The organism is Streptomyces sp. NPDC050743 (genome assembly GCF_044456925.1).
In the GTDB taxonomy this organism is placed as follows: Bacteria; Actinomycetota; Actinomycetes; order Streptomycetales; family Streptomycetaceae; genus Streptomyces.
In genome coordinates this window covers 78299-103150 of record NZ_JBITGJ010000015.1, presented here as the reverse complement: position 1 = coordinate 103150, position 24852 = coordinate 78299, and the positions used below count along the sequence as shown (strand labels likewise).

The window sequence follows — 24852 nt, the reverse complement described above, 5'->3', positions numbered from 1 at the left end:
CGTCAGTATTGTGTCCGGCCCTTCCCCTTGTACGGGCATTTTCCGGTCACTGTCCGGGGGAAACGTGAGGTTTGCTCGGTTTCCGGCCCCCTCCCGCCGGGTGACGGCGTGGGGTAGCTTTCACCGCGCTGTGCCGAGCGTCACGGGCGTGACCAAGCAGCGAGGATCGGGGAGCGAGGTTTGCGCGAGTTCACCAACCCGCCGCTCACGACGGCACCGCCGGTGGGCGGTCTGGCCGACGTGGTGTTCGAGCATGCCCTGACGGACCCGACGCACGTCGCTCTCGGCCGCAAGGACGCCGGCGGGCAGTGGCGGGAGGTGACCTCCGCCGAGTTCCGCGACGAGGTCATGGCCCTCGCCAAGGGCCTGCTGGCGCGCGGCATCCGCTTCGGCGACCGCGTCGCCATCATGTCCCGCACCCGCTACGAGTGGACCCTCTTCGACTTCGCCCTGTGGTCGATCGGCGCCCAGGTGGTGCCCGTCTACCCCACGTCCTCGGCCGAGCAGTGCTTCTGGATGCTCTACGACGCCGAGGTGTCCGCGGCGATCGTGGAGTACGAGGACCACGCGATGACCATCGCCACGGTCATCGACCGCCTCCCGCAGCTGCGCCAGCTGTGGCAGCTGGACGCGGGCTGTGTGCAGGAGCTGTACGACGCCGGGGCGCATCTGGACGACGAGCTGGTGCACCGGCACCGGCAGGCGGTCACCCCGGACTCGGTCGCCACCATCATCTACACCTCGGGCACCACCGGCCGCCCCAAGGGCTGTGTCCTCTCGCACGCCAACTTCATGTACGAGGCGGACACGATGATCCAGCGGTGGCAGCCGGTGTTCCACACCAAGAAGGACGACGAGGCCTCCACCCTGCTGTTCCTGCCGCTCGCGCACGTCTTCGGGCGGATGGTGGAGGTCGCCGCGATCCGCGGCCGGGTCCGCTTCGGGCACCAGCCGCAGCTGAACGCCGCCGCCCTGCTGCCCGACCTGCAGGCGTTCAAGCCGACCTTCATCCTCGCGGTGCCGTACATCTTCGAGAAGGTGTTCAACGCGGCCCGCCGGAAGGCGGAGAAGGAGGGCAGGTCGGGGCCGTTCGAGAAGGCGGTGGACATCGCGGTGAAGTACGCGGAGGCCGTGGAGGCCAAGGCGTGGGGCACCGGGCCCGGCCCGTCGGCGGGGCTGCGCATGCAGCACCAGTTCTTCGACAAGGTCGTGTACTCCAAGGTCCGCGCGGCGATGGGCGGTCGTATACGGAATGCGATGTCCGGCGGTTCGGCGATGGACCGCCGGCTGGGGCTGTTCTTCGCGGGCGCCGGTGTGCAGATCTACGAGGGCTACGGCCTGACCGAGTCGACGGCCGCGGCCACCGCCAACCCGCCCGAGCGCACCCGCTACGGCACCGTCGGCCAGGCCATTCCCGGCGTGACCGTGCACATCGCCGACGACGGGGAGATCTGGCTGTACGGCGGAAACGTCTTCCAGGGCTATCTGAACAACCCGAAGGCCAGCGACGAGACCCTGCACGACGGCTGGCTGGCCACCGGCGACCTCGGTTCGCTCGACGAGGACGGCTATCTGACCATCACCGGCCGCAAGAAGGAGATCCTGGTGACCTCCGGCGGCAAGAGCGTCTCCCCCGGTGTGCTGGAGGAGCGGGTCCGCGAGCATCCGCTGGTCAACCAGTGCATCGTCGTCGGCAACGACCGCCCCTACATCGCCGCCCTGGTCACCCTCGACCAGGAGGCCGTCGAGCACTGGCTGCAGATGCGCGGAAAGCCGCGGATGACCCCGGCCCAGCTGGTGCGCGACCCGGACCTGGAGACGGAGGTGCGGCGGGCGGTGGTCGCCGCCAACACCCTCGTCTCCCAGGCCGAGTCGATCCGTACCTTCCGCATCCTGGCGCAGCCGTTCACCGAGGAACACGGCCTGCTGACGCCGTCGTTGAAGCTGAAGCGGAAGGCGATCGAGAAGGCGTACGGCAACGAGGTCGAGGCCCTCTACCGCACGTGAGCCCGCTGATGGGGCGTCAGCTGATCGTCACCTTGAAGATCCTGTCCGACCCGTCGGCGGCACCTCCGTTGTTGTCGCAGTTGGTGGTGGACAGCCACAGCTGGTCGGCGCCCGGCACCTTGGTGACCGTGCGCAGCCGGCCGTAGGTGCCGACGTAGTACGCGCTCGGTGTGCCGACGCTCTCGGTGTCGCCGTTGATGGGGACGCGCCAGAGGCGTTCGCCGCGCAGGGATGCCATGTAGATGACGTTGCGGACGATGGCGATGCCGCTCGGCGAGGCCTCGGAGACGTTCCAGGTGGCCTTGGGGTTGGTCATGCCGGCGACGTCGCAGCTGCCCTCGCAGGTGGGCCAGCCGTAGTTCGCGCCGGGCTTGATCAGGTTGAGTTCGTCCTTGGAGCTGTTGCCGAACTCCGCCTCCCAGAGCCGCCCGTTGCGGTCGAAGGCGAGGCCTTGAGGGTTGCGGTGGCCGTAGGAGTAGACGTAGGTGCCGAAGGGGTTGCCGGGGGCCGGCTTGCCATCGGTGGTCATGCGCAGGATCTTGCCGTTGAGGGAGTTCTTGTCCTGCGCGAGGTCGGGCTGCTGGGCCTCGCCGGTGGAGACGTACAGGTAGCCGTCGGGGCCGAAGGCGAGGCGGCCACCGTTGTGGTAGCGGTTCTTCTTGATGCCCTGGAGCAGGACCTTGTAGTCGCCGAGCTTCGTCCCGTCGTACGTCATGCGGACCACACGGTTGCCCTCGGACGCGGTGTGCATGAAGTAGACGAAGTGGTCGGTCTCCCACTTCGGGTCGACGGCGACGCCGAGCAGACCTCCCTCTCCGTTGGTGGTGACGGCGTTGGGCACCGTGCCCACCTGCGTCTTCGTGCCGCTCTTGGTCAGCTTCCACACCCGGAAGTCGTCGCGCTCGGTGACCAGGGCGGACTGGCCGTCCGGCATCCAGTAGGTGCCCCAGGGGATGGTCCAGCCGGTGGAGAGCGTGGCGATCGAGGACGGGACACCGCCGTCGGTGGCGCAGGCCTTGGTGGTGAAGGAGACCGTGTTGCTCGGTGCGGAGACATTGCCGGCGGCGTCACGGGCGACGACGTTCAGGCTGTACGGGCTGTCGCAGGCGAGCCCGCCGAGAGTGGTGGACGTACCGCCGGTGACGGTCTTGTAGACGGTCGTGCCGCTGCGCACGTCGTAGGCGGTGACGGCGCGGTCGTCGGTGGAGGCGCCCCAGGTGAGGTCGACCGTGTTCGACGTGATGTCGGCTGTGTGCAATGCGCCGGGTGCCGTCGGCGGTGTGGTGTCGGAGCTGGGCTTGGTGGTGCAGTCGACGACCGGGCTGGCGGGCGAGGTGTTGCCGGCCGCATCCCGGGCGATGACCGTGAGGTCGTAGGTGGTGTTCGGGGCGAGCCCGGTGAGCGCCTTCGAGGTCGCGTCGCCCGCCGCCTCGCCGATCTTGTTGCCGTGCTCGTAGAGGTCGTACGCCGCGACGCCCGCGTCGTCGGTCGACGCGCCCCAGGACAGGGTCAGGCGGTCCTCGCCGATGTCCGAGCAGGAGGGCTGCCCGGGGCGGGTGGGGGCCTGGGTGTCGGCCGGCGTGCCGAGGCTCACGCGGTCGAGGTTGGGGCCGCCGTTCGCCGTGGTCGCCGTCGCCCGGATCTTGTTGCTGCCGGCCTTCAGCGTGACGTTGACGGTCCTGGCCGCCCAGGTGTTCCAGTCGGCCGTGCCCGGGAAGGAGACGGCGGGCGCGACGACGGTGCCGTTGACGGACAGGTCCATCGGCCGGTCGGCGGTGGTGCCGTTGGCGTATCGCAGGGTGAGCGACGCGGGCCCGGCGGCGGTGGCGCCGACCGTGAACTCCACGTAGGAGCCCTTGACGTTGGTGTAGTCGACGAATCCGGTGCCCGTGAAGCCGGTGTGGTTGGTGGCGACGGTGCCCTGGGAGATCAGGGCGTCCTCGGCCTGGTAGTCGGTGGCGGCGAGGGCGGTGCCCTGGCTCAGGCCGGCCAGGGGCAGCGCGAGGGCCGCGGCGAGGCCGTACGGCAGAACTCTTCCGAGATGCATGGGTGTGTTCCCTTGTTTCCCCTCAGCCCGTGTACTGGGTGAAGACCTTGAGGTAGTCGTACGGCTGCTGCGACACGCCGCTGCAGGAGTCGCCGTCGATGCCGGAGCCGCAGGGGCGGTCGCGGTTGGCGGACCAGTAGGTGAGGCGCGCGATGTGGTGCTGCCGGGCGTAGGCGAGCATGGTCCGGAAGTCGGCGACGCGGACGCGCTCACCGGAGTCGTCCGTCTTGCCGTTCATCGACGACAGCCCGATGTGGGCGTAGGCGGTGGCGTCGTCGTAGCCGTAGGCCGCCTCGACCCTGGCCTTGAGGCCCTCCATGGCCCGGGTGGTGAGGGTGCCCATGTTCGTGGTGCCGCCGCCGAAGTCGAACGGCATGACGCACCAGACGTCGTTCGCCAGGCCGGACCTCGCCGCGCGCTTGATCATGTCGACGCCGGTCGCGTCGGGGCCGCTGCTGGTGGTGCCGAAGGTGATGACCGTCTTCAGGCCGGGATTGTTCGCCTCCACGGTCTTCAGGGCGTCCACGACACGCTGGCGGACGGTGGCGTTCGACCATTCGGTGTTCTCGATGTCGATGTCGAGCGCCTTCAGCCTGTACGCGTTGATCACCTTCTGATAGGCGCCGGCCAGCGCGGAGGCGCTGGAGCACTTCTCCCCCAGCTTGGCGCCGCTCCAGCCGCCGACGGAGACGATCACATCGCCGCCCGCGGATCGTATGCGGTCGACCGCCGACTGGTCGGTGCCGCCGGTCAGCGGCCGGGTGCCGTCCCACTTGGGGTTGCAGGTGCCGTCGGACAGGACGAAGGCGAGGGTGAACCACTTGACGCCGGTCGCCGACATCACCTTGGTCGGGTCCGGCGGATCGCCCCAGCCCAGGTACTCGTACGGGGCGACGGCCATGCCGGGGGACGCCGCGCGTTCCTTCGCGGCGGCGGTGGGCCTGACCCGGACGAGCCGGGTCTCGCCGGGGCGGAGGGTCGCGCTGTAGGAGCCGGTGACCGTGCCCTTGTGGGAGCCGGACCACAGGTCGGTGACGTCACCGGAGCCGGTGAAGCCGACCTGGGACCAGTTCACGGTGACCGTGGCGCTGCCGGAGGTTCCGGTGTTGAACAGGGCCACCACGTAGTCGCCGTCGCTCTCCCGCTTGCTCCAGACCTGCTTCACACCGCTGTTCACGATCCGTTTCGCCGCGACCCCGTCCTGGTCGACGCCGATCAGCCGGTCGTTGGTGAGCATCGCCTTGTCGACGGAGTCCAGGTGCGTGAGGTCGGTGCCGAGCAGTAGCGGGGCCGCCGCCATCGCCCACAGCGTGAAGTGGGAGCGGCGCTGGTCGGCCGTGAGGCCCACCTGGTCGCCGTTGCCGATCTCCAGCGAGTCCAGGTCGTTCCAGCCGCCGGGGCCGGCGTACGGCTGCCAGGACGCGGCCGAGTCGAAGCGCTTGGAGACGTGGGACCAGTCGGTGAGCGGATAACCGCTGCCGTTGGAGCCGGGGCCGCAGTAGCACTCCACGTCGCCCTGGGTGCGCCAGCTGTTGGCGAGCCTGCGCCAGGTGGGCGCGTCGGCGATCGGAAGGTTGTTGGACAGCGCGAAGTTGATGGGCCGTCCGGTGGCGCGCAGCGCCTTGTCCCAGGCCTGGACGTCGGGGACGTCCTGGCTGCCCACGCCGTCGATCTTCAGGTAGTCGACTCCCCAGGAGGCGAACTGCCTGGCCCAGGAGTCGACGAACTCCTGGGCGCCCGGCTTGGAGTAGTCGATGGAGTACATGTTCTTGCAGTTGTAGTTCTTCTCGGTCTTCGAGGTGTCCGCGATGTCCTTCGCGTGGTACGGGGTCCCCTCGATCGGCGTGTTCTTCAGCACGGCGTTCTTCGCGATGCCGGGCGTCACGTAGAAGCCGAACTTCAGGCCCTTGGAGTGGACGTGGTCGGCGAGGGCCTTGATGCCGTCCGGGAACTTGGCCGTGTCGACGGCCCAGCGGCCGTAGGCGTCCACGGCGAAGCCGTTGGCGTCGCACTTCTGCCAGAAGTCGTCGAGGTTGACGTAGACGAAGCCGTGGTCCTTCAGGCCGCTGGAGGCCAGCGCGTCGGCCTGTGCCTCGATCTTCGCCTCGGTCGGCTGACGGCGTACGAAGCTCCAGCTGCTCCACCCCATGGCGGGGCGGATCGACTGGCCGTTGTCGGAAGCGGCCGCGGGGTGGGCGGTGCCGGCGAGGGGCACCGCGGCGGCCGCGAGCAGCCCGGCCGCCGCCGTCGTCAGGGTTCTGAGCCGGGTCATGGACGTCCCTTCGGGGCGGGTGTGGCGTAGGAGGTGCCGATCCAGGCCTCGTCGATCCGCAGCCGCTGGTAGCGGGTGGTGTCGCTGGAGGCGGCCCAGGTGGAGTCGACCTCGAGGCGGACGTAGCGGGCCGTGGTCGCGGTCAGGTCGATGCCCTGGATCCCGCGGACGCTGGGGAGTTGACCGGTCCGCACCGGGCTGCCCCAGTTCTTGCCGTCGTCGCTGAGGTAGACCTTGTAGGCCTTGATCCGCGCGGACTGCTCGGTGGCGGAGCGCGCGTAGGCGACGGAGTCCTCGCGCTGGTTCAGCCCGATGTACCGCACCTTCTTCGCCGCTCCCAGGTCGAAGGTGAGGTTCACGGGGAGCGTCTTGCCGTTGTCCCAGTAGGTGAGGTAGTCGCCGTCGCCGGCGGCGGAGCCGGGGTGGCCGCTCGCGGACGCGTCGGCGGTGACCTGGACGCCGGTCGCGATGCCCTGGCGGCCCGCGGTGATCACCTTGAAGACGGTGTCGTACGGGTCCCAGCCGCCGAGACCGCTGAGGGTGAGCACCCCGCCGGACTGCGACCAGGAAACCGGCGCTCCGGTGCGGAGGTTGGTGACCGAGGCGATGCGGTAACCGTTGTCGCGGATGCGCAGGGTGGCGGTGCTCGGCGGGGTGAGCACGTGGATGTACTGCCGGTTCGGGTCGTCCTTGGCGACGGTGGTGACGCCGTGGGCGCCGTCGTTCCAGAAGCCGGGCTTGAGGCCGCCGTACAGGTAGCCGCCGCCCTCGGTGCCGTGCAGGGACTCCCAGATCTTGTCGAGGTAGGAGTTGGCGAAGTTGTTGAAGTCGGCCTGGTTCGCCGGGAACTTCCCGTTGACCTGGGCCGTCTCCGCCATGAGTGCCTTCACCGAGGAGCCGGCGTTGGTGATCAGCCGGCCGAGGGTGAGCATCTTGTCGACGGTCGGGTTCGAGCCGTCGTACCACCAGGCGCCGGTCGACGGCAGCTTGAAGTCGGCCTCGGTCAGGCGGGGTTGCGCGGTGTAGACCGCCTGCGGGTAGTCGTAGGCGGGCGTCATCCCCGTCTTCTGCTCATTGCTGATCATGTCCATGATCGGCGTGTCTTCGTTGTTGTTGCTCAGCGTGTAGTTCGGGCGCTTCTGATAGATCTGCGCGTAGAGGTTGTGGCTCTCCCAGTACGCGTTGTCGTTGTCGATCCAGAAGCCGCCGAGGTCCGGGTAACGGTCCATGACCTCGAAGAAGTTGTCGTAGGAGAACCGCCCGAAGCCGTCGCGGGTGGTCAGGTCGACGTTCTCGCCCTTGTAGGTGGAGTAGGCGGCCGAGTCGAGCCATTCGTGGCCGCCCTCGTCGTGCCACTGGGGGTCGTCGGTCATGTAGAGGATGACCTTCATGCCCTTGGCCTTGGCGGCGTTGATCAGCTCACCGAGGAAGTCCCGCTTGGTGGAGCAGGAACCGGGGATCTTCGACGGCCAGGGGCGGGCGTAGCCGAGCCGGCTGTGGAAGGTCGCCAGCACGATGTACTGCGTGTGCAGTTTCTGGGCCTCGTGCACCCAGTAGTCGGGCGTCCAGCCGCCGCTGGTGACGTCCTTCTCCCAGGCGGCGCAGCTGGTGTGGGCGGGGGCGGTGCGCAGGCCCCAGTGCAGGAACAGGCCGCCGACGGAGGCGCGCAGGAAGGCCTGGCGGGGGTTCTCGACGTCGCGGGGGCGTACCTGTGCCGCGCAGTTCCGGCTGGATCCGCTCGCCGACACGCGCAGGGCGCCGCCGTCGGTGGTGTGGCTGTCGCTGACGCAGTAGCCGGTGACGGACTGGAAGCCGAGGTCGTGAGGTGAGTCGCCGCCCTTCTGCGCCGTGAACCGGGTCAGCCGGATGCCGCTCGCCGCGTTGGCGATGAGGGCGGGCCGTCGGTCGTCGGCGGCATACCGCACGCTGCTGTCGGTGAACTGTATGCCGTCGGCATTGTGCAGGTACCAGCCGTACGCCGGCCGGGTCCCGATGCTCTTCGGGTTGTAGTCCTTCGGGTCGTTGCTCGGCACACCGGTGGACATGGTGCCGTTGCCGCCCGGGACCGTGATGTCGACATGGTTGAAGGTGACGTCGCTGATGCGGTGGCCGTCCTCGCCCCACAGGGTCGGGCTGAAGGAGGGGCTGTTGCCGGTGGCCGTGATGTCGTCGTACGTGATGTCGCTGATCGATCCGACGCCCGGGCTGTTGCCGCACCGCTTGCGCGTGCCGATCTTTTCCATGATCGGTGAGTGGACGTCGGTCATGGTGATGTCGCGGTAGTGGACGTCGGAGATCCTGGCGCCGTCCATGGAGACCATGCCGAGCCCGGACTTGTCGGCGCCCTCGATACGGATCTTCTCGAACTGGTAGTCGGAGAAGTCGCCGCAGGTCTCGGAGCCGAACATCAGGGCGTTGCAGCAGCGCGCGGACAGCACCGAATCGCTCACGCGCACATGGCCGTTGGGGAGTTTGGCGCCGAGGGCGTAGTCGCTCTTGAAGACCAGGGCGTCGTCGTTGGCCGCGATGTGCGCGTTGGTGATCGTCACGTCGGTGGTGGAGATGACGTTCCAGCCGTCGCGGTCGCTCGCGGTGTCGATGGTCAGGTGGTCGGAGACGACGTTGGTGCAGCCGTTGATCAGGGCGGCGAAGTGACCGCCGCGCCGCAGGGTGAGGCCGTCGCCGAGGCGGAGCCCGTCGCAGCGGGTCAGCGACAGGATCTTGTCGGCCTGGCCGGACTTCGGGTTGCCGGTGATCAGGTTGCCGGCGCCGTCGATGACCCCGCCGCCGGTGAAACCGATGTCGGTCAGCCGGTCGCCGTAGATCATCGCGTCGTGGAAGTGGCTGTGCCCGTAGTCCTGGTACTTGTCGTTCGGGTTGGACTCGGGCGGGTCGTAGGTGCCGGCGGAGGAGCCCTGGAGGGTGGCGCCCTTGTCGACCTGGAGCGTCACATGGCTCTTCATGTGGATGGTGTTCTTGGACTTGTAGGTGGCGGCCGGGAAGCGGACGGTGCCGCCGCCCGCCGCGTTGGCCGCGGTGATGGCCTTGTCGATGGCGGGGGTGTCGTTGGTCGAGCCGTCGCCCTTGGCTCCGTAGTCGCGCACGTCGTACACGGTCGCCCGGTGCGGCGTGGCGGGTTGCGGGGCCGCGAGGGCGGCGGGGTGGGTGAGGCCGAGGACGACGGCGAGGACGCACTGGACGATCGCCGCCGCCCTTCTCGGGTCGGCGATGGCGGGTTTCACGAGACCGGCTCCTCTAGGCGAGTTGGTAGCCGCGGAGGTTGGTGAGCAGCAGGTAGGTGTTCTGCAGGGATCCGGAGGTGTCGCCGAGGGAGCGGTAGATGCCCCACTTCGGGCGCACCCGGTCGGCGAGGAAGGTGTCGACACCGGACCTCGACTTGTCGATGACGGTCGTGGAGCCGCTCTTGAGGATCCAGCGGACGGAACCGGCCGAGCCGTTGCCGACCTTGATCTGGAAGTTGACGTCGGTCCACTTGTCGTGCAGCGGGTCGAGGTTCGTACGGCCGACGAGGATGTCGTCGATCGCGAGCCGCAACTCGATGGTCTGGACGCCATCCACACGCCGCAGCGACTGCACGGCGATCGGCGAGGTACCGGTGCCGGGCTGCTTCAACTGCATGATGTGCGTGAAGGTGGTCGTGGCCTTCAGCGTGCTCGGGATGTACATCGAGTACGTGAGCCGCCAGGTCTGGCCCTCGGTCCACTTCAGAAGGCTGTCGGCGCCGGTGCGCAGGCCGGTGACCTCCTGGCGCTGGCGGTCGGTGGAGGTGTCCCGGTCGACGGTGTGGATGTCGAAGCGCCAGTTGTCGCCGGTGGCGTGGATGTGCGGATGGCCGGCCGGGTGGGAGTGCGCGCGGTCGTCCTCGACGGTCTCGAAGGCGCCGAGCCCGTCGGTGCGCGCCGACGGCGACCACTTCAGCTGCCAGGAGGCGGCGTGGGCCGCGGTGGCCGGGAGGCCGGTCACGGCCACCGCGGCACCGCCGAGCGCGGCACCGAGTACGGCTCTTCTGGGCGTGCTCATGACACTCGATCACCTCGCAGTTGCTCGTTCATGATCAGGAAGGCCCCGAGCCCGTGGAAGTCGTCGGTGGCCCGGGTGCGGCCGACGTAGTACGCGTAGTCGCCGACGTTGGTGCCCACGGAGATGTCGGCCAGGTTCGTACGGCCGTCCGCGCCGACCGACAGCCGGGCCAGTACGCCCTCGTAGCCGCGCCGGGCGACCGCCTTGAAGTGCGGGTCCAGGTAGCCTTGTTGGGCGCCTCGGGAAAGGGCGTAGGTGAACATGCTGGAGCACGAGGTCTCGGTCCAGTTGTCCGGCCGGGAGCTCTTGTCGATCACCTGGAACCAGCGCCCGGACGCCGGGTCCTGGTACTTCTCCAGCGCCGAGGCCAGCGTGCGGAGGATGCCGAGCAGTCGGGGACGCCGGGGCTGGTCGGCGGGGATCGCGTCCAGGACGTTCACCAGTGCCATGGCGTACCAGCCGACGGCACGGCACCAGTGCTCCGGGGCGAGCCCGGTGGCCGGGTCGGCCCAGCTCGCCGACTTCGACTCGTCGTAGGCATGCCGCAACAGGCCGTTCGCCACTTGCAGATGACCGCCGTAGACGGACAACTGCTCGGCAGCCTCGGCGTTCGTGTACGCGCTGTCGCCGAACTCCCTGCCGTACTCGACCAGGAACGGGTTCACCATGTAGGCGCCGTCCGCCCACAGTTGGTGCGCCCGGCTGCTGGTGTCGGCGTGCCAGAAGCCGCCGTCGGAGGTGCGCGGATAGCTGTTCAGGCGGTCGCGGATCTTCCGCGCGGCCTTGCGGTAGCGGTCCTGGCCGGTCTCGTGGTGCAGGAGCACCAGCAGTCGGCCCGCCTGCATGCTGTCGAGGCTGTTGAAGGACTGGTCGATCGTGCCGTCGCCGTGCACGAACCGGTCGACGTAGGCCTTGATGTAGGTGAGCAGGCGAGGGTCGTGGTTGCGCCGGTAGACGAGGTACTGACCGTAGAGATACAGGCCCACGGGGTACGACCAGCCGCCGATGGTGGCCGGTGTGTAGCGCGCCATGGTGGAGTCCACGACGGCCGTGGACCAGTCGCGGGCGGCGGCGGGGCGAGGCGCGGCGGCCGGGGCGGAGGGTGCGGGGGCGGCGCTCGCCGGAGGTACGGCGGCGGGCAGCGCGGCCAGGATGGCGGTGGCGAGCGCGGCCGCGGTCAGCGCGGCCCGCAGGCGTCGGCGTCTCATCAGGGGCTCTCCTTCGTGGATGCCCCGGCCTTCAGGCCGGGGAGGAAACGAAGATCCTGCGGAGCAGGGCAGGGAAGGCCGGTTCGCCACAGGGCGGACCGGCGTCCACCACCTGCCGGCAGACGCTTGCCGCTCACATCCGCTGGTTGAAGGGGTGCCGGTCGTGGTAGCGCGTCGCGGTGACCGCGCGCAGCCGCTCGGTGAACTCGGCGGCCGGCCAGGCGGCGCGGCCGTCGGGTTCCGGTGGTGCCGCGGTCATGCGGCCGGGGGCGGCTCGGGCGGCCGACGGCCGGCGAGCGCGTACGCGGTCACCTCCAGCGCCGTCTCCACGACGTGCTAACCAGGGCTTTTCCAGACCTTTTCATCCGATGTCTCGGGGACGGAGCGGTGCGTCAAGACAGGCAGGGAAGCGCTCTCGGTCATGGGTGCGTACTCGCTTTCCTGAGGGTGGGGAGTCTCAGAAGAGAGCAGGAGGGGGAACGCGGCCTGGTCAGGACCCGTTCACGTGTATGCACCGGGTTCAGTGACGCGTCCGGTGGCGCGATACAGAGTTGCGGGACGAAGGGCTCCGGTCAATGGTCCGGACCGAAAACGTCGGATGCGTTTCCGGCCAATCTCCACTTCATGGGCTGACTGACCGGTCAGTCGAGGCGGATCGCGCCGTCAGGAATGCGGCACGGCGCGTGATCGTTGACGATGGGAGTACCACCTGTCGACAACCTAAGGATCAAGAGGCTCGTGAGCAGCAAGGTCCCCCCGATCATCCTCAACAACGGCGTCGAGATGCCCCAGCTGGGCTACGGCGTGTGGCAGGTGCCGGACGACGAGGCCGAGCGGGCCGTCGCCACGGCGCTGGAGGCCGGATACCGCAGCATTGACACCGCGGCCATCTACGGCAACGAAGAGGGCACCGGCAAGGCGATCGCCGCCTCCGGCGTGTCCCGCGAGGACATCTTCGTCACCACCAAGCTCTGGAACAGCGACCAGGGGTACGACGCGACGCTGCGCGCCTTCGACACGTCGCTGCGGAAGATGGGTCTCGACTACCTCGACCTGTACCTGATCCACTGGCCGCTGCCGGCCCGTGGCACGTACGTCGACACCTACAAGGCGTTCGAGAAGCTGCTCGCCGACGGCCGGGTCCGGGCCATCGGCGTGTCCAACTTCCTTCCCGAGCACCTGGAGCGGCTGATCTCCGAGACCTCCGTCATCCCGGCGGTCAACCAGATCGAGCTGCACCCGCATCTGCAGCAGCACGCCGCCCGTGAGTTCCACGCCGAGCAGGGCATCGCGACCGAGGCCTGGTCGCCGCTCGGCCAGGGCAAGGGCCTGCTGGAGGTGCCGGCCGTCGTCGCCATTGCGCAGAAGCACGGCCGCACCCCGGCCCAGGTGGTGCTGCGCTGGCACATCCAGCTCGGCAACATCGTGATCCCGAAGTCCGTGACGCCGTCCCGGATCAAGGAGAACATCGAGGTCTTCGGCTTCAGCCTGGACGACGAGGACCTCGCGGCGATCAGCGCGCTCAACGAGGACCGGCGTCTGGGCCCCGACCCGGCCACCTTCGACATGGGCTGACGTCCACCGCGCAGCACACGGCCGCGCGTCCCGTCCGAGCGACGGGGCGGGCGGCCGTGTGCCGTTCGAGGACGGCCACCCGGCGCGCCATGCGCCTTACCTGCGGTGCCTAGTGCTGTGACCGCATAGACACCTCAGGCGTCTAGGTCGTCAAGGGGCGCAGGGACTTGGTGCGTTCTGGTCGAACAAGCCAGTGGTCAGACGCTGGCGAAGGCGGACAGGAGTGTGTCTGTGCGGAGCCGAAGCTCAGGTGCATGCCTCGGACCGCCGCGCATTCCTCGCGATCGGGCTCGCGGTCGGCCTTGCGGTCGCGCTCGCGACCTGGATGGTCGGGCTCGATGTCGTGAGCGCGCTCGCGGCGGGGCTCGGGCTCGGTATGGCGGGCGGGCTCATATTCGGGCTGGCGGAGACCGCATGGGGCCACTTCGCAATGGTTCGTACCTACTGAGTTCGCAGCCAGCACCACACCCAATCCGCCGGGCCCGGCGACCTGCAACGCGGCGAACGAGATCGTCAACGGCAGCAGACTGTCGCCGAACAACGACGTCCCCTGGCCGAGCAGGTACCGGCGGAACCGGACGGAGCGCAGGACCCTCAGCGCCCCCTGCGACCACTCAGTGCGCACCGGCAGAACCCCTCGGACACAGGCCACGGGAAATGCAGCACCAGCGCGCCCGTCACCCGCGGACGGAACACCTCGTACCCTGGTCATACGGAGCATCCGCGGACCTTCCTGGACGACACCCTGGGACAGCACCTCACAACCCCCCGGGTGCCGGTTCCCGGCAACCGCCATCCTCGCCGACGCGGCGTCCGTCACCGCACCGCCCGCACATGGCATCGGCCCGGATCCGCGATCAGGCCCGGCTCACCTCCCAGCGCATCGCGGGCGGGTTGGGTACGTAGCGCGCTCGCGCTCCAACTCAACACGTCCTCGCGCACCCGGAGCCTCTTGCCGTGGTCGAAGGAAATTCGGCAATAATGTCCGACTATCGAAAAAGTCGCCTGACGGGATCCTCCCCTGGCTCCTCACGTGGGGAGAAGTCATGGAACAGCAGCTACGCCCCGAGTCCGCAGCTCGGCCGGCCGGTGCGCGGCCGCGGCGTCCGCCGACGCCCGTACCGAGCTGCCGCACCTCCTGGCCGGCAACGCCGGAGCGGCCCGGTACGCGCTCGGCCGGGCAAGCGCCGCCGGGCTGTGGGCGGGCTCTGGGGCCTCGCACGGCAGCGCCCGACCGGCTGACATGACCGAGCGCAAGGGCCACCGACTGTGGCAGCCGCCGCGCGGCCCCGGGGAGCAGCGGCAGCAACGTGTGGTCGGCCCGCTGGAGCTCTTCTACGACCTGGTGGTCGTCGTGCTGGTGGGACAGGCCGCCCACCACCTGACCGAGCATCTCAGCTGGTCGGGGGTGGGCGAGTTCGCCGCGGTGTTCGCGCTGGTGTGGATCGCCTGGCTCAACGGCACCGTCCACCATGAACTGCACGGCCGGGAGGACGCGCGGACCCGTGTCCTGGTCCTGGTGCAGATCTTCGTCCTGGTCCCGCTGGGGGCGTTCATCCCCAAGGTGGGCGGGGCGAACGGAGCCAGGTTCGCCATCGACGCCGGGATCCTGTTCGCCGTGCTGGCCATCATCTGGATGCTGGCGGGACGCCGCAACCCCCCGGGGTGGCGCGTGCCCAACCGGTTGTACGTGACCATGACGGCCGGGTGCGCGGTGGTCCTCCTCGCGAGCGCCTTCCTTTCGCCCGGCGCCCGCCTGCTGGTCTGGGGGCTGCTGGCGGCTTCGTCCCTGGTCGAGGTCGCAGTCGTGATCGCCCTGTTCCCGCAGAGTCAGCCGGAGATCCTGTGGTTCACCGACGCGCTCAGGGAACGGTTCGCGCTGCTCGTCATCATCGTGCTCGGCGAGGTGGTCACTGGCGTGGTGACCGGCCTGTCCGACGAGCCGATCAGCGCCCTGAACCTGTCTGTCGCGCTGGTGGCCGTCCTGGTCGGATTCGGCGCGTGGTGGACGTATTTCGACTTCGCCGGGCACTACCGGCCCCGACGTACCCGCGTGGTGACCGTCCAGTGGATGTTCACCCATCTGCCGCTCACCGGGACGGTGGCCGCCATGGGAGCCGCGATGGTCAGCCTGGTCGGGCACGCACACGACCTCCGCACCCCCGCCGCGACGGCCTGGGTGCTGTGCGCGGGCGTCGCGATGGTGCTGTCGCTGACCATGCTCCTGGTGACAGGCCTGGAGGTCTGGCACCGGGACCGCGGGCGGTACCTGCCGGTCGTCCGCACCTGCCTCGTCATGGCACTGGCCGCCGTGGCACTCGGCCCGGCACGCCCGACACCGCTGGTTCTCGCCGTCGTACTCGTCGTCCTTCTCGGCATCCCCTGGGCCGTTGCCGTGGCACGCCGCGCGGCCCTGGACAACGACACGGCCAGGCCATGACGTCGAATGATCAAGCGGCAGATGTACGGTCGCCCAGGCCTCCCACTCCTGCGCCAACGCATCCTGCTCAGCTGATGCCCGCGCCAGCGACACCGGTTACGAAAATCTTGTAAGACCCGTTGGCTGGTGCTCTGACCGCATAGTCGTGCGCTGGAAGGTGATCCCGCGGCGCCGGAGCAGGCACCGTAACGCTTCCCGGCCGATCCGGATCACGCGTCCATGTACTTTCCGCAGGTAGGCAGCGAGTTTGCGGATCGACCAGCGGGTGAAGGGGGCCGGCCGAGCTTGGCCGGGCGGGTGGTGGCCGTCTGGATGATGAAGTCCTCGTCGTCATCGCTCAGCAGGCGGGGACGGCCTCCCGCCCACTGAGGGTCCAGGCAGGCCAGGCCGATCTCGTTGAACCGGTGGATCACCTCCCGCACCGAGTCCTCGTCGGCCTGGACCAGCTGCGCGATCACCGGGACGCGGTTCCCGCCGGCCGAGGCCAGCAGCATCATCGCGCGTCGGTAGCGCACCGAGCTGGTACTGCCCCGGCGCACGATCTGCTGCAGCTTCTGTCCTTCCTGGTCGGTCAGTCGGCGTACACGGACAGGCTCGGCCACTCGCACCTCCAGCGATCGAAACGAACGTGACCGCCCATCCAACCGCCCCAGCCACCAACCCGGCGAACCTTCCCGGTCACAGCACTACGGTGCTTCGGATGCCTCGGGCCGTACGCCTGCGCCCGCCCGGTGCCGGTCCACACCCCGGTGCCGGTTCACACCCCGGTGCCGGTTCACACCCCGGTGCCACCCGGTGCATCGAGCCCGCACCGGCCCGGAACGCGGCCTCGCGCAGGCCCGGCCACGCCGGCCCCGCCGCCCGGTCGGCCCAGGCGTCCGCGCGTCCGCGCGGCTTCGCGTTCAGTCGCCCCGCACGTCCGCGTGGATGACCTCGAACTCCTCCAGGGCGACCACCCTCACATGTGCCTTGGCCGCGCTCTCGCGGCGGATCATCGCCTGCCCGGACCGGGACGCGGCGAGCGACACGCGGTCGGCGAAGAGGACGCCCGACATGCCGCGGCCGCGTTCGCGGTCCAGGAAGAGGGCCGCGCCGGCGAAACCGGGCAGGACGTCCAGCCGGGGCAGCACGCCGGCGTGGAAGGTGTCGGCGGCGAGATCCGCGTCCGGCGGGTCGAACTCGAGCCGGGTGACCCGCAGCCCGCCGCCCGTGACGGGCCGGTGCGCGCGGTGGAAGACGACGGCCTCGTAGTTCTCGACGGCGACCGTCCCCGCGAAGGGCTGCAGCAGCTCCGGCCGCCGGGCGCTCATCACCTCGTCGCTGTTGCGGCGCGCGTCCACGGACTCCCACCAGCTGACCGTGAGCAGTTTGCCGAGGTCACGGTCGACGAAGACACCCGCCCCCCGATACCCGGGCCGCTCCTCCAGCAGGTCGTGCCCCCGCGTGTTCAGGGCCCCCACGGCCGTGCCCAGCTGCGCCGGATCGCCGGTCGCGTACACCGTGCGTACGAACATGCGCCTCGCCTCCCGGAGCGGTGACCCTGCCGATCGACGCGGCAGACATATCCGGAAAAGTGGTCTTCTACAGTTTTGCCACGGTCTCAAATCACCGCAATACGCATAGCATTTGTGAGCTCGCAACCCGAGGCTTGACGCGGACATGCAGACGGGTCCACCGTGTACGGCACCTGGTAAGGAAACTTTCCTAACAGAAGGGCCCCCACAGTGCGCCTTCGAACCCTGACCCTTGCCGCGGCCTCCGGGGCCGCCCTGCTCGCCGCCGGAATGCTGCCCGCGCACGCGTCCGCCGGGTCGGCGGCGCGGACCGCTCCGGCCTCCGCCCAGGAGGGCTCGGTCAGTGCGGCAGATCTGCTCGCCAAGGTGAGGTCGTGTTCGCAGATATCGAACGGCAAGTACAAGACCGACGACGAGACGTCGGCCACGGTCCCCGTGTGCGGCAAGAACGGCGCGGTGTTCTGGAAGGCCGACATGGACATCGACTGCGACGGCCAGCGCACCACCAACTGCAACGAGGACCGCGACCCCTGGTACCAGGACGACACCGCCTTCCACCAGTCCGACGGCAAGCCGCTGAAGGCGGAGTCGCTCCCGTACGTGGTGGTCCCGAGCTCCAGCAGCATCTGGAACTACTCCGGCGCAGGCATCAAGGGCGGCGGCGTGGTCGCGGTCATCTACAACAACAAGGTGGAGTACGCCGTCGTCGGCGACACCGGCCCCACCAAGATCATCGGTGAGGCGTCGTACGCCACCGCCAAGGCGCTCGGCATCGACCCCGACCCGGCCACCGGCGGCGCCGACTCGGGCGTGACCTACATCCTGTTCAAGAACTCCAAGGTCTCCCCCATCGAGAGCCACAGCGCCGCGGTCTCTCTCGGGAACCAGCTGGCCAAGCAGTTCATCGCGAACAACTGACCGGCGGCGTACGTCAGTTGGGCTGGCCCAGCGGGCGTACGACCACGGTGTTGACGTCGACCCCGGCCGGCTGCCGGATCGCCCAGACCACCGAGTCGGCGATCTGCTCGGCGGTCAGCAGGTGTCCCGGCGGCAGGCTGCCGAGCCCGTCCCAGAACGGGGTCTCCACCCGGCCGGGGGCGACCAGCGTCACACCGATCCCGAACTCCGTGACCTGGCGCCGGGTGTTCTCGGCGAGCCCGGTGACCGCCCACTTGGTGGCGCCGTAGAGGTTGCCCGGGGTGTTCACGAAACCGGCGACGCTGCCGACGAGCACGATCCGGCCGCGGGACTCCTTCAGCGCCTCCACGGAGGCCCGGATGAGCAGGGCCGGGCCGAGGACGTTGGTGAGCACCATCTCGGTCCAGCCGGCCGGGTCGCCCTCGGCGACGGTGTCGTGGGTGGCGAAGCCGGCGTTGGCGACGACGGTGTCCAGTCGACCGTATGCCTTGAGCGTACGGTCGACGGCATCCTGTACGTCGTCGAACGCCGACGCGTTGCCGGCGACCGTCAGCAGTTCGCCGGGGTTCCCGAGCCCGTCGGCGAAGTCCCGCAGCCGGGCCTCGGTGCGGCCGGTGACGGTGACCCGGTGACCGGCGGCCAGCAGCTGCCGGGCGACGGCGGCGCCGATGCCGGTGGCGCCGCCGGTGACGAGTGCGACCGGAGAGTCGTTCATGTGAGTCCCCCTGTGTCTCGGTGAGACCGGGAGTCCATCACTTGGAGCACTCTCCAAGTCAAGTGCCCGGTGTCGCGGCCGGTTCCGCCCGGTCAGGCCGGCCGTACCGCCCGGTGCACCGTGTGCGCCGCCAGTACGAATACGTCGGGGCGCCGGTGGACGCTGCCGGGATCGGCGGGGTCGAGGAGACGGTCGAGGGTGGACCGGTCCTCGGCGTCCAAGGCGTCGGCGTGGATGTCCCGGGTGCGGGTCAGCCACGCGGCGACGAAGGCGCGGGTCCGGTCCGGGACAGGGGCGGGGATGTCGAGCAGGAAGCTGCGGGTGCCGGTGTGCTTCAGGCCGGCCGCGGTCAGCAGGGCGGGCCAGTCCTCGGTCTCGGTGACCGCGCCGGGCAGCTCGGCGCGCATCCGCGCGAAGCGTTCCTCCTGGGCCGCGTCGAGGCGGGCCTGCAGTCCGGGTCGGCCGAAGCCGATCTCGCGGGGCAGATAGCGGGCGTGCAGGCCGCCCTCCAGGATGGCCAGCGTGCCGCCGGGGGCGAGCCGGGCGCCGAACGCGGCCAGCGCGGCCCTCTGGTCACCGAGGTGGTGCAGACTGCGACTGGCCCAGAGCAGGTCCACCGGATAGTCCAACTCCACCAGGGATTCGGGCAGTTCGCCGACGAGGGTGTCGAAGCGGTCGGCGACGCCCTGGCGGGCGGCCCGGCTCCGGGCGCGCTCCAGAAGCGGTTCGGCGGCGTCGGCGGCGACCACCCGCGCGCCGGGGAACGTCTCCGCCATCAGGCAGGCGATCACCCCGGGCCCGCTGCCCGCGTCCACGATCAGCCCGGGCTCGGTCACCTCCTGGCCCAGCCAGGCCAGGGCGCGCGCGTACGCCGGGGCAGACACCTCGGCCTCCGCCTCCAGCAGCGCCGCCATCGCGGCCCAGTCCACGTCGCCGCCGTGGGTGTGACCGTGGCCATGCTGTGTGGAGTGCCCGTGGTGGGCCTGGTGGTCGTGTGCCATGTCGCTCAGCCTCTCGCTCGGATGCGGCCAGCGTGCGACGGCGCACGGGGAGACGCCACTTTCGTTGCCGGTGCCGCAAAAAAGGTGCCGGTGCGGCAGAAAACCGGGTGCGCCGGAGCGGGCACGGAGCCAGCATGGGGCTCCGTGGACGACGAACTGGTGCGGCGCTTCCTCGACGACGGCTTCGTGAAGATCGACGGTGCGGTTCCGGCCCCTGTCGCCGAGGACTGCGCCCGGCTGCTGTGGCGGGAAACCGGTTACGACCCGGATGATCCCGGCACCTGGAAGATCCCGTGGTGTGGGTCGGGGACATGGCCCAGGAGCCGTTCGACGCGGCGGCCAACTCCCCCGTGCTGCACGAGGCGTTCGATCGGCTCGTCGGCAAGGGCCGATGGGCGCCGCGCCGTTCGCTGGGCACGTTCCCGCTCCGCTTCCCGCACACCGAGGAGCCGGACGACGCCGGCTGGCACATCGAAGGCAGCTATCTCCCCGAGGGCGAGAGCTGGTACTTCGCCAACCTGCGCTCACGGGACCGCGCCCTGCTGATGCTGTTCCTGTTCAGCGAGGTCACCGAGGCCGACGCCGCCACGCGGATCCGGGTCGGCTCGCACCGGGACGTGCCGAAACTGCTGAAGCCGTACGGCGAGGCGGGCGTGTCCATCCTGGACCTGGGTCCCCGGCTGGACCGGGCCACGGCCCACCGCCCGCTCGCCCACGCCACCGGCCGCCCCGGTGACGTCTACCTCTGCCATCCGTTCCTGGTGCACGCGGCCCAGCCGCACCACGGCACCCGGCCGCGGTTCATGGCGCAGCCGCCGCTGTATCCGGCGGTGCCCCTGGACCTGGAGCCGCACGGCGGGTACTCGCCGGTGGAGCTGGCGATCCGCCGGGGTCTGCGCCGGTAGGGGCCGACCCCGGCGGAGGTCACCGGGTCGTCGGCGATGGCGGTGCCGGCCACGGGGTGCCCCCTCCCCCGCCGTCAGCCCCCGATCGGTTTGCGGAACGCGCGCACCGCGAACACCGGGTCCGGGCGCGGGCGGTCCTGGTCCGGGAGGCGGGACAGGCGCGCGGCGAACTCCTCGGTGCGCGGCTCGCCCGGTGGCAGCTGGGTGAACCAGCCGCGGCGCAGGTCGGCGATGGTGGCGCGGGGGCTGCGGCCCTGGCCGACGCCGGGGAACACGGTGCCGCCGGCCGGCCGGAGTCCGTGCCGGACGGCGTGCGCGGTGACGGTGGCGGCGGCGTCCCGCGCGGGGCGGCGCGGACGGGCGGCGAGAACGGCGTCGATGTCGCTGCCGACGTCGTGCGCCGCGGCCTTGTCGACGGTGGTGACGTAGACCCCGCCGGGCCGCAGCACCCGGGCGCACTCGGCGACGATCGCGCGGACGTCCTCGGCGTCCTGCAACAGGTGCAGCAGCCAGATGCTGGTGACCGCGTCGAAGGTGCCGGTGCCGAACGGCAGCCGGCGGCTGTCGGCCCGTACGATCGCGCCCGGCAGCCGGGCAGCCGCCGTGTGCACCATGGCGGCGGTGAGGTCGGCGCCCGTCACCCGCAGCCCGGGACGGCCGGCGGCCAGCCGGCGGGTGACGATGCCCGTGCCGCAGGCCACGTCGAGGAGTCGGCCCGCTGTCTCGGGGATCAGGCCGAGCACCGCCTGCGTGGCCGCCGCGGCGCGGGCCTCGCCGCCGCGGGACGCGTCATAGGCGTCGGCTTCCTTGTCGTAGTCGAGCACGCCCCTCAGTGTGCTTGGTGACCCGGGGCGAGGTCCTCCACCCTGCGGGCGAGCGCGAAGTCGTTCTCGGTGAGTGCGCCGCCCGCGCTGTGTGTGTGGACGCCGAGGGAGACGGTGTTGTAGCCGAGGGTGAGGTCGGAGTGGTGGTCCAGTTCGTCCTGGACGGCGGCGATGTGCATGACCAGCGCCGCCGCCGCGACATGCGAGCCGAGGCGGTAGGAGCGGGTGAGCCGGCCGGCGTCGTCGACCGACCAGCCGGGCAGCTCGGCGAGCCGGTCCTCGATCTCCTTCTGCGACAGCGGTTCGACGGCCATGGCCGAATCTCCCTTCGAGGCGGCGGGAACACGGGGTACGGGTTCAGCCTGCCACGTCAGGCGTGTGCCCACGCCACCGCGAGGCCGGCCGCGTCAGCCGTGTGCGCACTCCGCCGCGAGGTCGTCGGCGAGCGCGGCGATCCGGTCCCGGCCCTCCACCCGGGACACCCAGGCGTGCGGCAGGCCGGTGTCGCCGTCGCGCGCGCCGAGCAGGTTGCCGCAGATCGAGCCGGTGGAGTCGCTGTCGCCCGAGTGGTTGACGGCCAGCGGCAGGGCCCGCTCGGCAACGGGCTCGGCGAGCGCGCAGTACACGCCGATGGCGAGGGCCTCCTCGGCGACCCAGCCCGCGCCCAGGGACTCCACCTTCTCGGCCGTCGGTGTCCCGTCGGCGGCGAGGTCCAGGGCGGCGCGCAGGGCGGCCGTGGTCTCCGTGTGGCCGGGGTGCCGCTCCAGCAGCCGCAGCGTGCGCAGTACGGCCCCCTCCAGGGACTCCCCGCCGACCAGGTGCGCCACGATCGCGGCGAGCGCGCCGGCCGCGTAGTAGCCGGTGGGGTGGCCGTGGGTGATCTGGGCGCCGCGCGCGGCCATGGCGAAGGCCTCCTCGGCGGAGGCGACCAGGCCGAAGGGCGCCGAGCGCATGACCGTGCCGCAGCCCTTGGAGTCGGGGTTGACCTCGCCCGGTGTGCCGTCCAGCGGGAGCGCCGGGTCGGGCGCGTACATCTGGGCCACGCCGGACAGGCACGCGTTGCCGGGGGCGCGGCGGGCGTACAGCCAGGCCTCGGTGACCAGGCCGCCGGCCGGTGCGCCGGGCTGCTCGGGTGCCGGCTGCTCGGGGCCGGGCTTCGACTGGGTCTGAAGCCAGCGCTCGTACGCCTGGCGCAGCAGCAGCGGCCAGGCGCCGCCGATGCCCTTCTCGCGCTGCCGTGCGTGGGCCTGGATCAGTGCCTCCACGGTGAACAGGGTCATCTGGGTGTCATCGCTGATCAGTCCGATCGCGCCGTACGCGCCGGGGACGAAACCGGTGACGCCGCGCGCACCGTGGGTGGCGCGGATCCGGTCCAGGGAGGCGAACTCCACGGGATAGCCGAGCGCGTCACCGACCGCGCCGCCGAGGAGACAGCCGCGGACCCTGGCCCGGTAGACGGCCGAGGCCTGAAGGGACGCCTGGGCGGACGAGGTCCGCCACGGTTTCGACCACGGCTCGTTCGCGCTCAACGCAAGCAACTCCTCAGCAACTCCTCGACTACGGTCGGACGTATGGCCATTGTCGCTTCCGGTCCCTCCGCGTCCGCCACCGCCCCCGCCGCCGACAAGGGCGTCGGCCCGCTGCTGCGCGCCTGGCGGGAGCGGCGCCGGATCTCCCAGCTGGAGCTGGCGCTGCGCGCCGACTCCTCGTCCCGGCACATCAGCTTCATCGAGACCGGCCGGTCCCGGCCGAGCGAGGAGATGGTGCTGCGGCTCGCCGAACACCTCGACGTGCCGGTGCGCGAGCGCAACGCACTGCTGCTGGCGGCCGGTTACGCCCCGCGCTATCCGGAGACCCCGCTGGACGACCCGGCCCTGGACGCGCTGCGCGACGGCATGGAACGCCTCATCCAGGGCTATGAGCCCTATCCGGCGCTGGTGGTCGACGCCGGTTACACGGTCGTCGCCGCCAACCGCGGCATCATGATGCTGCTGGACGGCGTGCCGCAGACACTGCTGTCGCCGCCGAACGCGATGCGGCTGACCCTGCATCCGGAGGGTCTCGCACCGCGCATCCGCAATCTGCGCGAGTGGCGTGGGCATCTGCTGGCGCAGATGGAGCGGCAGATCGCCCTGCAGCGCTCGGACCGACTGCGCGCCCTGTACGACGAGGTGGCCGCCTACCCGGTGCCGGAGGACGCACGGGGTGACGAACCGGCCGAGCCCGTCCCGTACTTCGCGCTGCCGCTGCTCATCGAGCACGACGGCCGCGTGCTGTCGTTCGTGTCGTCGATCTCCACGTTCAACACGCCGATGGACGTCACGGTCGCCGAGCTGGCCATCGAGACGTTCCTGCCGGCCGACCCGGCGACCGCCAAGTACCTGCAGACGCTGGCCATTTGACCGCTCCGGCCACCGGATCCCATCGGACTCGTGTGCGAGAGAGGATCACATGGCAGACTGCCCGGGTACTTCGGCGCGTAGGGGAGGGCGTGGCGTGAGTGAGCGGCGGGCTGCGCCCACCGTGGGGCAAGTGGTGCTCGGCAAACGGTTGCAGGAACTGCGCGAGGCGTCGGGTCTGAGCCGGGAGGAGGCCGCCAAGGTCCTCAGGGTGGCGTCGGCGACCGTACGGCGGATGGAGATGGCCGAGGTCGCGCTCAAGATCCCCTACGTGCAGGTCCTGCTGGACACCTACGGGGTGCCCGAGGAGGAGGCGGCCGCGTTCGTGCGGCTGGCCGAGGAGGCGAACCAGCCGGGCTGGTGGCAGCGTTTCCACGACGTGCTCCCCGACTGGTTCAGCCTGTACGTCAGCCTGGAGGGCGCCGCCCGGATCATCCGCTCCTACGAGCCGCACTTCATCCCAGGTCTGCTGCAGACGGAGGACTACGCGCGGGCGGTGCTGGAGGCCGGGACGATCGGGCAGACCTCGCCCGAGAGCGTGGAACGGCATGTGTCGCTGCGCATGGAACGGCAGCGACTGCTGGAGGGGGACGACCCGCCCCACCTGTGGGTGATCATGGACGAGACGGTGCTGCGGCGCCCGGTGAGCATGCGCGGCGAGGTGATGCGCGAGCAGGTGGACCGGCTGCTGGAGTACGCCGAGCGGGACCGGGTCACCCTCCAGGTCGCCGAGTTCGCGGCAGGCCCGCATCCGGGGACGTACGCGCCGTTCACGCTGTTCCGGTTCGCCGAGCCGGAGCTGCCGGACATGGTGTTCACCGAGTACCTGACCGGCGCCCTCTACCTGGACTCCCGCCGCGAGGTGGCCGCGCATCTGGAGGTGCTGGACCACATGACGGCCCGCGCCGCGTCGGCACAGCGCACCCGGACGCTGCTGCGGGAGTTCCGCTCGACCTTGTGACGCCCTGACCGGACCGATCCCTGGG

General features: G+C 70.4%; 19 protein-coding genes and 3 pseudogenes. 8 read left to right on the top strand and 14 right to left on the bottom strand.

Features of this window, described 5'->3' with window-relative positions:
• The first annotated feature begins 180 nt into the window (after positions 1-180).
• Entirely contained in the window at positions 181-2007 is a 1827-nt protein-coding gene (locus tag ACIBJF_RS17760; protein ID WP_399174614.1) for an AMP-dependent synthetase/ligase, read from the top strand.
• A gap of 16 nt (positions 2008-2023) precedes the next feature.
• On the opposite strand, the gene ACIBJF_RS17755 is transcribed toward ACIBJF_RS17760, so the two are convergent.
• From ACIBJF_RS17755 to pqqA, 7 genes and pseudogenes are all read right to left on the bottom strand, one after another.
• The gene (locus ACIBJF_RS17755) at positions 2024-4054 is read right to left on the bottom strand and encodes a PQQ-dependent sugar dehydrogenase (RefSeq protein WP_399174613.1); all 2031 of its coding nucleotides are present in this window, start codon (positions 4052-4054) and stop codon (positions 2024-2026) included.
• A gap of 22 nt (positions 4055-4076) precedes the next feature.
• A complete protein-coding gene (locus ACIBJF_RS17750) occupies positions 4077-6326 on the bottom strand; it encodes an alpha-galactosidase (RefSeq protein WP_399174612.1) in 2250 nt (749 codons plus the stop codon).
• Positions 6323-9568, bottom strand: coding sequence for a glycosyl hydrolase family 28 protein (locus ACIBJF_RS17745; RefSeq protein WP_399174611.1), 3246 nt, complete (start codon positions 9566-9568; stop codon positions 6323-6325). The genes ACIBJF_RS17750 and ACIBJF_RS17745 overlap by 4 nt, the downstream gene beginning before the upstream one ends.
• Before the next feature lie 13 nt (positions 9569-9581).
• The gene (locus tag ACIBJF_RS17740) at positions 9582-10367 is read right to left on the bottom strand and encodes a Tat pathway signal sequence domain protein (protein WP_399174610.1); all 786 of its coding nucleotides are present in this window, start codon (positions 10365-10367) and stop codon (positions 9582-9584) included.
• Positions 10364-11575 carry a glycoside hydrolase family 105 protein gene (locus ACIBJF_RS17735; RefSeq protein ID WP_399174609.1) on the bottom strand — a complete coding sequence of 404 codons (1212 nt, stop codon included), beginning with the start codon at positions 11573-11575 and terminating at the stop codon, positions 10364-10366. Before ACIBJF_RS17735 ends, ACIBJF_RS17740 begins: the two co-directional genes overlap by 4 nt.
• Positions 11576-11708: 133 nt before the next feature.
• Positions 11709-11834 carry a hypothetical protein gene (locus ACIBJF_RS17730; RefSeq protein WP_399174608.1) on the bottom strand — a complete coding sequence of 42 codons (126 nt, stop codon included), beginning with the start codon at positions 11832-11834 and terminating at the stop codon, positions 11709-11711.
• Positions 11831-11998: pseudogene (gene pqqA / locus ACIBJF_RS17725) on the bottom strand (pyrroloquinoline quinone precursor peptide PqqA). The gene ACIBJF_RS17730 and the pseudogene pqqA overlap by 4 nt, the downstream one beginning before the upstream one ends.
• A 315-nt stretch (positions 11999-12313) precedes the next feature.
• Between pqqA and ACIBJF_RS17720 the strand changes: the two are divergent.
• From ACIBJF_RS17720 to ACIBJF_RS17710, 3 genes are all read left to right on the top strand, one after another.
• Positions 12314-13150: an aldo/keto reductase gene (locus tag ACIBJF_RS17720; protein ID WP_399174607.1), complete on the top strand. Its 837-nt coding sequence runs from the start codon at positions 12314-12316 to the stop codon at positions 13148-13150.
• Between the two features lie 250 nt (positions 13151-13400).
• Positions 13401-13598: a hypothetical protein gene (locus ACIBJF_RS17715; RefSeq protein ID WP_399174606.1), complete on the top strand. Its 198-nt coding sequence runs from the start codon at positions 13401-13403 to the stop codon at positions 13596-13598.
• Positions 13599-14183: 585 nt separating this feature from the next.
• The gene (locus ACIBJF_RS17710; RefSeq protein ID WP_399174605.1) at positions 14184-15590 is read left to right on the top strand and encodes a low temperature requirement protein A; all 1407 of its coding nucleotides are present in this window, start codon (positions 14184-14186) and stop codon (positions 15588-15590) included.
• 144 nt (positions 15591-15734) lie between these two features.
• On the opposite strand, the pseudogene ACIBJF_RS17705 reads toward ACIBJF_RS17710, so the two are convergent.
• Positions 15735-16192, bottom strand: a pseudogene (locus ACIBJF_RS17705) (transposase); the annotation flags it as partial.
• A 300-nt stretch (positions 16193-16492) separates the two neighbouring features.
• Positions 16493-17104 carry a hypothetical protein gene (locus ACIBJF_RS17700; protein ID WP_399174604.1) on the bottom strand — a complete coding sequence of 204 codons (612 nt, stop codon included), beginning with the start codon at positions 17102-17104 and terminating at the stop codon, positions 16493-16495.
• Positions 17105-17314: 210 nt separating this feature from the next.
• On the opposite strand from ACIBJF_RS17700, the gene ACIBJF_RS17695 reads away from it, so the two are divergent.
• On the top strand, positions 17315-18022 hold the full coding sequence (locus ACIBJF_RS17695; protein WP_399174603.1) for a glycoside hydrolase family 75 protein: 708 nt from the start codon (positions 17315-17317) through the stop codon (positions 18020-18022).
• Between the two features lie 13 nt (positions 18023-18035).
• On the opposite strand, the gene ACIBJF_RS17690 is transcribed toward ACIBJF_RS17695, so the two are convergent.
• On the bottom strand, positions 18036-18737 hold the full coding sequence (locus ACIBJF_RS17690; RefSeq protein ID WP_399174602.1) for an SDR family oxidoreductase: 702 nt from the start codon (positions 18735-18737) through the stop codon (positions 18036-18038).
• A 92-nt stretch (positions 18738-18829) separates the two neighbouring features.
• Positions 18830-19738: a class I SAM-dependent methyltransferase gene (locus ACIBJF_RS17685; protein ID WP_399174601.1), complete on the bottom strand. Its 909-nt coding sequence runs from the start codon at positions 19736-19738 to the stop codon at positions 18830-18832.
• Between the two features lie 144 nt (positions 19739-19882).
• Between ACIBJF_RS17685 and ACIBJF_RS17680 the strand changes: the two are divergent.
• Positions 19883-20643 (top strand): annotated as a pseudogene (locus ACIBJF_RS17680) (phytanoyl-CoA dioxygenase family protein).
• A gap of 74 nt (positions 20644-20717) precedes the next feature.
• Here the strand turns inward: ACIBJF_RS17680 and ACIBJF_RS17675 are convergent.
• From ACIBJF_RS17675 to ACIBJF_RS17665, 3 genes are all read right to left on the bottom strand, one after another.
• A complete protein-coding gene (locus ACIBJF_RS17675) occupies positions 20718-21467 on the bottom strand; it encodes a class I SAM-dependent methyltransferase (RefSeq protein ID WP_399174599.1) in 750 nt (249 codons plus the stop codon).
• A gap of 5 nt (positions 21468-21472) precedes the next feature.
• Positions 21473-21781 (bottom strand): 4a-hydroxytetrahydrobiopterin dehydratase, encoded by a 309-nt coding sequence (locus tag ACIBJF_RS17670; protein WP_356311923.1) that lies wholly within the window; start codon positions 21779-21781, stop codon positions 21473-21475.
• A 93-nt stretch (positions 21782-21874) separates the two neighbouring features.
• Positions 21875-22996: an ADP-ribosylglycohydrolase family protein gene (locus ACIBJF_RS17665; protein WP_399174598.1), complete on the bottom strand. Its 1122-nt coding sequence runs from the start codon at positions 22994-22996 to the stop codon at positions 21875-21877.
• A gap of 42 nt (positions 22997-23038) precedes the next feature.
• Between ACIBJF_RS17665 and ACIBJF_RS17660 the strand changes: the two genes are divergently transcribed.
• On the top strand, positions 23039-23869 hold the full coding sequence (locus tag ACIBJF_RS17660; protein ID WP_399174597.1) for a helix-turn-helix domain-containing protein: 831 nt from the start codon (positions 23039-23041) through the stop codon (positions 23867-23869).
• A gap of 94 nt (positions 23870-23963) precedes the next feature.
• Complete coding sequence (locus ACIBJF_RS17655; protein WP_399174596.1) at positions 23964-24827, top strand: helix-turn-helix domain-containing protein; 864 nt, start codon at positions 23964-23966, stop codon at positions 24825-24827.
• Positions 24828-24852 lie beyond the last annotated feature (25 nt).